The organism is Gemmatimonas sp. (genome assembly GCF_044345575.1).
Taxonomy (GTDB): Bacteria; Gemmatimonadota; Gemmatimonadetes; order Gemmatimonadales; family Gemmatimonadaceae; genus Gemmatimonas.
Genome location: NZ_JBIJAW010000127.1, coordinates 1 through 8,982, shown reverse-complemented (window position 1 = coordinate 8,982; position 8,982 = coordinate 1). Strand labels below are relative to the sequence as shown.

Here is an 8,982-nt window from a genome sequence, read left to right as displayed (position 1 = left end):
GATCGGCCTCCTCGCTGACGCGCTGCAGCGCGACATCACCGGCGAACCCCGCGGCGGGATCGGCGAGCAGCGAGAGCGTGGCGATGGGGGAGCGAAGGTCGTGGGCGAGGGAACTCAGCAGCGCGTTCTTGAGGCGATCGGCCTCCTTGAGTACGCGCGCCGTCGAGACTTCCCGCTCGAGTTGCAGGCGTTCCGCACTGAGGCGTTCCACCTCGCGCGTGCGCTGCTCCGCCACCCGCGTGGCCTCGCGCTGCACGGCGAACAGCTCCGACAGGAGCCAGCCCGTGAGGGCAAAACCGATGAGAACAATCCAGTCGAGATCGGTGGCGTGCCCGAAGGAGAAGCGCGGTGGGACATAGAACCAGTCCACCGCGAGGTAGCCAAGCGTGACCATCGTCATCGCGAGCGCGCGTCCACCGTGCCGGCTGGCGAGCATGATGAGGACCATGTACGCGAGCACCGCGTGCGACACGCGAATCTGCGGCAGGTCAGAGGCGAGGTAGAGCAGTGCCGTGGTGCCGGCGTAGGCGAGCAGCCACAGCAGCCACAGGGCTAGGCGCGGGAACGTCACTGCGGCCCGTTGAAGCGATAGCCGACGCCCGGTTCAGTGATGATGATGCTCGGTACCTGCGGATTCGGCTCGATCTTGCGGCGCAGGTGGGTTATGTGCACCCGCACATGGGTCGAGTAATCGCCGAATTCGCGAGCCCACACCATGTCCCACAGTTGCTTGGGCGAGACCGGCCGACCTCCCTGCAGGATCAGCGCGCGCAACAGCGCCCACTCGGTCGGCGTAAGGCGTTGCTGCTCCCCATTGCGTACGACCCGCTGACTCACGAGATCGATCTCGACGCCGTTGATGTTGGTACGCGCCCAGGATCGTGCGGCATGCGAAGCAGCGGAGCGCCGCAACTGGCCGCGCACCCGCGCCAGCAGCTCCGCTGCGCCACACGGCTTCGTGATGAAGTCGTCGGCGCCGGCATCAAGCAGCGCCACCTTGTCGTCTTCGCTGTCGCGTCCGGAGAGCACGATGACGGGGACATCGGTCACCATGCGCAGCCGATTTACGAGATCGGTGCCATCACCATCGGGGAGGCCGAGGTCGAGGATGATGATGTCGGGGTGCGCCTGTGCGGCTTCCCGGAATGCCTCCGCAAGCGTGGACGCGGTCCGGACGTCCTGGCAGATGGTGCCGAGGGTGTGCGCCAGCGCTCCGCGGAGGGCATCGTCATCTTCGACGACGAGGATGCGTTCCGGATCGACCGAGTCACCCAGTTGGAACGGCATGGCGCAGCGGGATCGGAGCGGGGGGATCGCGCGGGGCGCTGGCGCCCGGACGCGGGACGAGACCGGAGGGCATCGCCCTCGTGCGGTTTATCCTAATGCGCCACCCCACTGAATAACAAACCCTGACACTAGTGGGCGCTGACCCGCCGTGTTTCGATGCGGCGCGTCGCCTCGGTCGTGAACCGCTGCAGCGTTTCGAGTTCGGCCGCCGAGAACTCCCGGGTGTCCACGCCCGCCATGCACACCGAACCCACCGCATGCCCTCGGCTCGTGATGAGGGGCATCCCGGCATAGCACCGCAGCCCGTCGTTGATGACCAACGGGCTGTCGAGGACGCGGGTGTCGGTGCGGGCATCGTTCACCACGAACGAGGCCATGTCCGTCACGGTATGGCGGCAGAAGTCCCAGTTCGCCGACGTGCCACCGGTCTCCTGCAGCACCCGGTCGAGTGCATGCTGCGCCGCGACGTGCGGGTCCTCGTCGAGCACGATGGTGACGAGCCCGATCGGCAGCCCGAGGGCCGTCGCCGCCTCTCGGCAGATATCGCGCAGAATGTGCTGCACATCCGGCTCGGTCAGCCGCAGCGCGACAATCTCCTGCAATCGCGCGCGATCCTGCAGGACGCGGTCGCGGCGCACGCCCGGCTCGGCGCCCTCGGAGGAGGGCGGGGGCGACGCGAATTGCGTGAACAGGTCCATCAATTCCAGATCATCCATGACGCGACCGCCTCCGTCGGCGATATGCGGGTGCCGAGAGCAGTATCGGCTGGCACCGAGCCAAAACTTAGCGTCGCCTTGTGGCCGGTTTGTCGAACGCGGCCGATCCCAATTCTGGAAACGGCCGCGTCGTGTACGAACCATACGGTCCTGCGCCAGGCTACGCGGGCGCGTCGAGCGTCTCGAGGTCGATGACAAAGCGGTACTTCACATCCGACTTGAGCATGCGCTCGTAGGCGTCGTTCACCGCGTCCGCCTTGATGACTTCGATGTCGGCGGTGATGCCATGCTGGCCACAGAAATCCAACATCTCCTGGGTCTCGGCGATACCACCGATGAGCGATCCGGCGAGACGGCGGCGCTTCATGATGAACGTGAACGCCCGGGGCGACGGATGCGGCTCAGGAGAGCCGCCCAGCAGGACCAGCGTGCCATCGAGGCGGAGCAGCTGCATCTCGCCGTCGATGTCGTGCGGCGTGCCCACGGTATCGATGATGAGGTCGAGCGAATTGCGGAGCGCGGCCATCGCACTCGCGTCGCGCGAGACCACCACCTCGTGGGCGCCGAGCCGGCGCGCGTCATCGGCTTTGGCCGGGGAGGTGGTCAAGACGACCACATGGGCCCCGAGCGCATTGGCGAGCTTCACCGCCATATGGCCAAGCCCCCCGATACCGACGACGCCGACCCGCGACCCTGGCCCCACCTTCCACTGCCGTAGGGGCGACCATGTGGTGATCCCGGCGCAGAGCAGCGGCGCCACGGCGGCCGGGTCGAGGTTGTCCGGGACACGGAGGACGAACTGTTCGTTGACCACGATCCCCGTGGAGTACCCGCCCTGCGTGGGGAGGCCGGTCTGCTTCTCCACCCCACCGTACGTCCCGGTCATGCCATTGTCACAGTACTGCTCGAGGCCGTCGGCGCAGGGCTGGCAGCGCTGGCAACTGTCGACCATGCACCCCACCCCCACCAGATCACCGGCTTTCCAGCGGGTGACCGCACTACCGACCGATTCCACCCGCCCGACGATCTCATGCCCGGGGACCTGTGGGTACCGGCATGGGCCCCACTCCCCCCGTACGGTATGGAGGTCGGAGTGACAGATTCCGCAATACATGATGCGGATGTGCACGTCGTGGGCGCCGACGACGCGGCGTTCGAAGCGCCACGGGGCGAGTGGTCCGGCCGCGTCGAACGCGGCAATGCCGATGGTAGGTATCATGATGGGCTAAACGTGTACCGGGGCTGGTGCGTTTTCCATCCGTACACGCCGCACTGCATGTATCGTACGGCGTTGCACTTTCTGTTCTCCTTCTCCCCTCTCCATGTCACTCACTCGTTTCGTCCCGCGATCTGCCGCGGTGGTGGCCGGTGTCGCGCTGCAGGGCGTGATGCTCGCCTCGTCGCTAGGCGCGCAGGCGCTCGACTCCGCCACGGTGGCTGGTCTGCGCTGGCGCACCGTCGGTCCTGCCAACTTCATGGGCCGTCTTTCCGATGTTGTCGGCATCCCGAGCCCATCCAAGACGGTGTTCGTTGCTGCCGCCGGCGGCGGTATCTGGAAGAGCACCAACAACGGCACCACGTGGCGCCCGGTGTTCGACGACAAGCGCATCATCTCCATGGGCATGCTGGCGATCGCCCCGAGCGATACGCAGCAGGTCTGGGCCGGCACGGGTGAGCCGAACTCGCGCAATTCCATCGAGCCGGGCGGCGGCATCTTCAAGAGCACCGACGGCGGCATCACCTGGAAGCCGATGGGCCTCGAAAAGACCGAGCACATCGGCCGGATCGCGGTGCATCCCACCAACCCCAACGTCGTGTTCGTGGCGGCGCTCGGCGCGGCGTGGCGCTCCAACCCCGATCGCGGACTCTACAAGACGACCGACGGCGGCCAGAGCTGGAAGCTGGTGAAGTTCATCAGCGACAAGGCCGGCTTCGTGGATGTGGCCATCCATCCGAAGAATCCCAACGTCGTGTTCGCCACGAGCTGGGAGCGCCGGCGCTCGCCGTACTCGCTGTTCTCCGGCGGCCCCGGATCGGGACTCTGGAAGAGCACCGACGGTGGGGACAACTGGACCGAGGTGAAGGGCGGTGGTTTCCCCGCCGGGTACAAGGGGCGCATGAGCCTCGACATCAATCTCGCCAACCCCGACATCATGTACATGATGGTCGAGGCGGCGGCGAACAGCACCGGCCCCATTGTCGGTGAGCGCAGCCCCAAGGCCAACGGTCTGTACAAGAGCACCGACGGCGGCGCCACGTGGGCGCAGATGAACAACATCAACGTGCGTCCGTTCTACTACTCGCAGGTGCGCAGCGATCCGAAGAATCCGAATCGCGTGTACTTCTCGAGCACCGAACTGCAGCTGTCGGAAGACGGCGGCAAGACGTCGCGCAGCGCGGCGCAGAACGTGCACGTGGACGACCACGGCATCTGGATCGATCCGAACGATCCGCAGCGCTGGTTCCTCGCCAACGACGGTGGCATCGCCATCACGTACGATGCCGGCGGCAACTTCCTGCAGCAGCAGAACCTGCCCATCGCACAGTTCTACGAAGTCGCGTTCGACAACGCGGTGCCGTACAACATTTGCGGCGGCGCGCAGGACAACGGTACCTGGTGCGGCCCCAGCCGGTTGCGCGGGAGCCAGACCAGCCTCGGCTACTGGCACACGATCGCCGGTGGTGACGGCTTCTACGCGGCGATGGATCCGACCGACCCGAACATCGTGTACGGCGAGTCGCAGGGCGGCAACGCGCAGCGCATCAACTACAAGACGGGCGAACGCATGCCGTTCGTGAAGCCGAACTGGCAGGCGAAGTACAAGGCGTGGGAGGACAGCATCGCCATCGTGCGCGGCGATCCGCTCACGCCCGCCACCAAGCAGCAGCTCACGGCCATCGCCGCCCTGCGCAAGAAGCAGGCGGCCGATTCGGCGGACCTGTCGCTCCGTTTCAACTGGAACACGCCGTTCTTCATCTCGCCGCACAATCCGGCGGTGATCTACTTCGCCGGCAACCGCGTGCTCAAGTCGTCGAAGCGCGGCGAAGACTTCATGATCGTTTCGCCCGACCTGTCGAAGCAGCTCACGGCGAAGCTCGACACGGCGCTGCGCCTCACCGGTGGTATCACGCTCGACGCCACGGGCGCCGAGACGTACGGCACCGTGGTGGCGATGGATGAGAGCCCGGCCAAGCAGGGGCTGCTCTACGCCGGCACCGACGACGGCAACGTGTGGAAGACGAGCAACGACGGCGCCACGTGGGAGAACATCGGCAAGAACATTCTTGGCCTCCCGAACGGTGGCGAAGTGTACGTCACGCGCATCGAAGCCTCGGCGTTCGATACCAACGTGGTGTACGTGGCGCTCGAGAATCACCGGAACGGCGACTTCAAGCCGTACCTGTATGCGTCGAAGGACGGCGGCAAGACGTTCACGAGCATCGTGAACAACCTGCCGGCCGACGGCAACGCCGACTTTCTGCACGTGGTGCGCGAAGATCCCAACAGCGCCGACGTGCTGTACGTGGGCTCGTCGCTCAGCGTGTACGCGTCGGTGGATCGTGGCCAGACGTGGACCAAGTTCGCGGCCAATCTGCCGAGCGTGCCGGTGTACGACCTGCAGATTCATCCGCGCGACAAGGAGCTCATCGCGGCCACGCACGGTCGCGGCTTCTGGATCGTGGACGTGGCGCCGCTGTCGCAGATGACGAAGATGGTGGCCGCCAAGCCGGTGCACCTCTTCCAGCCCCGCACGGCGTTCCAGTGGGGCGAGCCGCCTCTTCGCGGCGCGAGCGGCAACGGCAACGCGCAGGGCTTCTTCGCGACGCCCAACCCGGCGTACGGCGCCAACATCAGCTATCGCATCACGCAGGCCGGTTCGCCGGCGCGCATCAGCATCGTGAACGCGGTGGGTGATACGGTGTCCACCATCACGGGCCCGGGTGGTGTGGGGCTTCACACCGTGACCTGGAACTACGCCATCACCGGCCGTCCGGCGCCGCGTGCTCCGCTCTCGCCCAGCGAGAAGCGCGATAGCGTACTGCGGGCGGTGCGTATGCCGGCGGTGTTGGATTCGCTCACGAAGGCGAAGTACGACAGCACGGCTTTGGCGCTCGCGAAGCAAATGCTCAATCCGCCCGCTGGTGGCGGGTTCAACCTCCGCGGCGGCGGCGGTGGTGGTGGCCGTGGGGCGCAGCTCCCGTGCGAGCGTCCGCTCACGCAGTGGGACACGTTCTGCGCGCGACCGGCCGAGGCGACGCCGCGGCCTACGGGGAACGCTGGTGGCGGACCCAACGTGGCGGAGCTGCAGCAGCGTGCGCAGCAGATGCAGAACGCGGCCAGCAACCCGGCCGTGCGGAAGGTGTTCGACCTGATCGGCCTGCCGATGCCCGCGCAGGGCCGCGGCTTCGGTGGTTTCGGCGGCTTCGGTGGCGGAAACGCCACCACCGGTGACTTCGGGGTCGTGCTGCAGATCGGCAACACGATTCAGAAGCAGACGCTGCGTATCGAGAACATGGGCGCGGCCGGCGGTGCGAGCCCGTTCGGGTTCGAAGAGGACGGCGAACACAAGTAACCCGGGGCCGGCTATGCCGGCCGGAACGGCGTAAGGAGTAAGGAGTAAAGAGTTGCCACCTGACCGCACGGCGGTTGGGAGGCAACTCTTTACTCTTTTCGTCGTTCCGCGCGCGCAGCGCGCCCCCACCCATATGTTCAGGCGGCCCGACCTGCGACATTTCCCCGTGGATTTCTACACGAGGCGTTGTGCGCGAGTATCGTTTTCAGGCTACGACCGACACCATGGAAGCCCTGCGCAAGTTGCGCGGCGCCTGGCGCGGCATTTCGATTGGTGAACACGAGGTGACGGTCGTCCTGCGCGACGGTCAGGCCGTGCGCGTGGGCATCGACACCGCCGATGTGGAGGGGCTCTTCGACGCCTACCGCATCCGCGCCGAGGTCGAAGCGAACGCCGGGGTGCTTGGTATCCCGGTGGAAGACTTCATCGACGGCAACAACGACGTCGTGCTCTTCACGGGCGTCACGTGGAGCGAGCCGCACGGGAGCCTGATGGCCGAGGGCATGTCGGAGGGGTCCGCGATGCACTTCTCCGGGCATCCGGGACAGCTGTCCGAGACCGCCGAGGTGGTGTGCGTGACGACCGACGCGTTCGTGGTGGCCAGCGCCGCCGGTCGCGGGATGCTCCTGCGTACGGGCCTCCGCCCCGGCAGCATCGAGGTGGAGCGCAATCCGGAGAAGGTGCGGGCGTTTCTGCTGGAGCGCGGATACGAGGGGTGAGCGCGCCTTCGGCGCGCGGAACGGCGTAAAGAGTTAGGAGTTACCACCTTACTGCAAAGCGCACGCGGGACCTGCGTCCGCTGTATCTGCTTCCGCCGTGCAGTCAGGTGGCAACTCTTTACTCTTTACGCTGTTCCCGCGCCGCTGGCGCGCCCCCCCGCGCATGTTGCTCTTCCACGGCGCGGAGTAGTCCATGCAGCATCTTGCAGACAACCACGCGTTTGCTCTCGCACCGCTGGTACGTTTCGAGTGGGAGCGCCTGCACACGCATGGCCACCATCAGGTGTGCGCCCACCTCATCGGCTGATCGCAGGGCGATGCGGAGAAACTGGGCAAACTCAGGCCGGGAGCCACGTGCGCCTTCGGCGATGTTGGCCGGGACCGCGTCCGTCGCGCGCAATAACTGATTGCGGAGCTTCGGCACGCGTCTGATGTCGAGCTGTTCGGCGGATGCATGTACCGTGTCAACGAGCACGAAGGCCGCGTTCAACACTTTCAGATTCCGTAAGTCGGTCATGCCGCACGGTAGCGAGCAACCGCCATCCGAGCGTTACCGAAAAATCTGTCGCAGTACCGAAATGGCGCGCTTTACGCTCCGAACCGCGTAAAGAGTCAAGAGTTGCCACCCAACTGCCAAGCGCACGCAGCACCTGCTGCCGCGGTGCAGTCAGGTGGCAACACTTTACCCTTTACGCCGTTCCCGCGCCGCCGGCGCGCCCCCGCGCGCCCTTATTTCGGCGCTCGCGTGAAGATCACGTAGTCCGCCTTCGTCGCGTGCGGCTCGGTGTCGGGCTTGGCCAGGTCCGCCACCGGCACCGCCGTGATGATCACGCTGCTCGCCTTGGGTAGGCGACGCTTGGCCCGCTCCACCGTACCGAGCCCGAAGTCGCTGTGGAACGCGCCGTCCACTTGGAACACCACCGTGCCCTTGGGCGCGCGCGAGAACGCGTCGGCGATGGCTTCACCCATGGCTTCGTCCTTCACGCACTGGGCTTCGTAGAAGCGATCGGTCATCTGCGCCATGGCTGCCATGTCGGCGGCCGTCGGCGGGCCGCCGCCGGCGCTGTGTCCCTTCATGGTCTCGGCGAACTTCTCGTAGTACGTGTCCTTGGGGCACACGTTCTGCTTGGCCACGTACCCGCGGTCGCGCGCGTTCATCGTGTCGAGCACGGCGAGGCCACGGCGACTCACGGCGCTCGCCAGTCGGCGCGGCACGTTGGCGGCAATCACCGGCCAGCCGCGTACGCGCGCGAGCTCCACCATCGGGCGATAGTCGGACGGATAGTTATCCCACGGACGTGCGCCCGCGAGGAAGTCCTTCTCGGAGATCGCGCCCGCGATATACCGGTCGACCAGCGACTGCACGTCGCGCTCGAACATCTCGAGCGTGAGCACCACGTGCGACCGGCGTTCGCCTAGCGCCGCCAGCACCGCGTGCTCCGCCGCATGCGTCGTGGGGTCGTTGTGCTGCTCACCGAAGAATACCAGGTCGCGCGACGCGATGGCGTCGGCAAACTGACGGAAGGGGACGAAGCCGCGCGCCTTCGTGTCGTACACGCGCACCGCCGGCTCCGGAGTGAGCTGCGCCGTGTACGCGCGGCGCCCGCCGCCGGGCAGGCACGCGGTGCTCATGAGCGCGAGCACCCCGAAGAGCGCACTGGACGAGAGGCGACGGAACATGCGGAA

8 protein-coding genes are annotated in these 8,982 nt (G+C 66.5%); 2 read left to right on the top strand and 6 right to left on the bottom strand.

All coding sequences use genetic code 11. From position 1 onward, the window contains the following. From ACIQ6O_RS09180 to ACIQ6O_RS09165, 4 genes are all read right to left on the bottom strand, one after another. Window positions 1-571, bottom strand: a 571-nt coding sequence (locus tag ACIQ6O_RS09180; RefSeq protein ID WP_396207484.1) for a DUF4118 domain-containing protein, incomplete at its 3' end; no start/stop codon positions are given. Continuing rightward, window positions 568-1,287, bottom strand: a complete 720-nt coding sequence (locus tag ACIQ6O_RS09175; protein WP_396207483.1) for a response regulator — start codon at window positions 1,285-1,287, stop codon at window positions 568-570. The genes ACIQ6O_RS09180 and ACIQ6O_RS09175, both read right to left, overlap by 4 nt. A 128-nt stretch (window positions 1,288-1,415) precedes the next feature. After that, window positions 1,416-2,003 (bottom strand): GAF domain-containing protein, encoded by a 588-nt coding sequence (locus ACIQ6O_RS09170; protein WP_396207482.1) that lies wholly within the window; start codon window positions 2,001-2,003, stop codon window positions 1,416-1,418. Between the two features lie 160 nt (window positions 2,004-2,163). Continuing rightward, window positions 2,164-3,222 (bottom strand): NAD(P)-dependent alcohol dehydrogenase, encoded by a 1,059-nt coding sequence (locus ACIQ6O_RS09165; RefSeq protein WP_396207481.1) that lies wholly within the window; start codon window positions 3,220-3,222, stop codon window positions 2,164-2,166. A gap of 103 nt (window positions 3,223-3,325) precedes the next feature. Between ACIQ6O_RS09165 and ACIQ6O_RS09160 the strand changes: the two genes are divergently transcribed. Both ACIQ6O_RS09160 and ACIQ6O_RS09155 read left to right on the top strand, forming a co-directional pair. Continuing rightward, entirely contained in the window at window positions 3,326-6,577 is a 3,252-nt protein-coding gene (locus ACIQ6O_RS09160; protein ID WP_396207480.1) for a WD40/YVTN/BNR-like repeat-containing protein, read from the top strand. A gap of 188 nt (window positions 6,578-6,765) precedes the next feature. Continuing rightward, on the top strand, window positions 6,766-7,296 hold the full coding sequence (locus ACIQ6O_RS09155) for a hypothetical protein (RefSeq protein WP_396207479.1): 531 nt from the start codon (window positions 6,766-6,768) through the stop codon (window positions 7,294-7,296). 118 nt (window positions 7,297-7,414) lie between these two features. On the opposite strand, the gene ACIQ6O_RS09150 is transcribed toward ACIQ6O_RS09155, so the two are convergent. Together ACIQ6O_RS09150 and ACIQ6O_RS09145 are read right to left on the bottom strand one after the other, a co-directional pair. Then, a complete protein-coding gene (locus tag ACIQ6O_RS09150; RefSeq protein ID WP_396207478.1) occupies window positions 7,415-7,813 on the bottom strand; it encodes a four helix bundle protein in 399 nt (132 codons plus the stop codon). Between the two features lie 212 nt (window positions 7,814-8,025). Further along, the coding region (locus ACIQ6O_RS09145) for a ChaN family lipoprotein (protein WP_396207477.1) at window positions 8,026-8,982 on the bottom strand (957 nt) is incomplete at its 5' end.

Bases quoted from the DNA above. Each gene is read 5' to 3' on its own strand.
- ACIQ6O_RS09170 (WP_396207482.1), bottom strand. From the start codon at position 2,003: ATGGATGATCTGGAATTGATGGACCTGTTCACGCAATTCGCGTCGCCC.
- ACIQ6O_RS09165 (WP_396207481.1), bottom strand. From the start codon at position 3,222: ATGATACCTACCATCGGCATTGCCGCGTTCGACGCGGCCGGACCACTC.
- ACIQ6O_RS09150 (WP_396207478.1), bottom strand. From the start codon at position 7,813: ATGACCGACTTACGGAATCTGAAAGTGTTGAACGCGGCCTTCGTGCTC.
- ACIQ6O_RS09160 (WP_396207480.1), top strand. From the start codon at position 3,326: ATGTCACTCACTCGTTTCGTCCCGCGATCTGCCGCGGTGGTGGCCGGT.
- ACIQ6O_RS09175 (WP_396207483.1), bottom strand. From the start codon at position 1,287: ATGCCGTTCCAACTGGGTGACTCGGTCGATCCGGAACGCATCCTCGTC.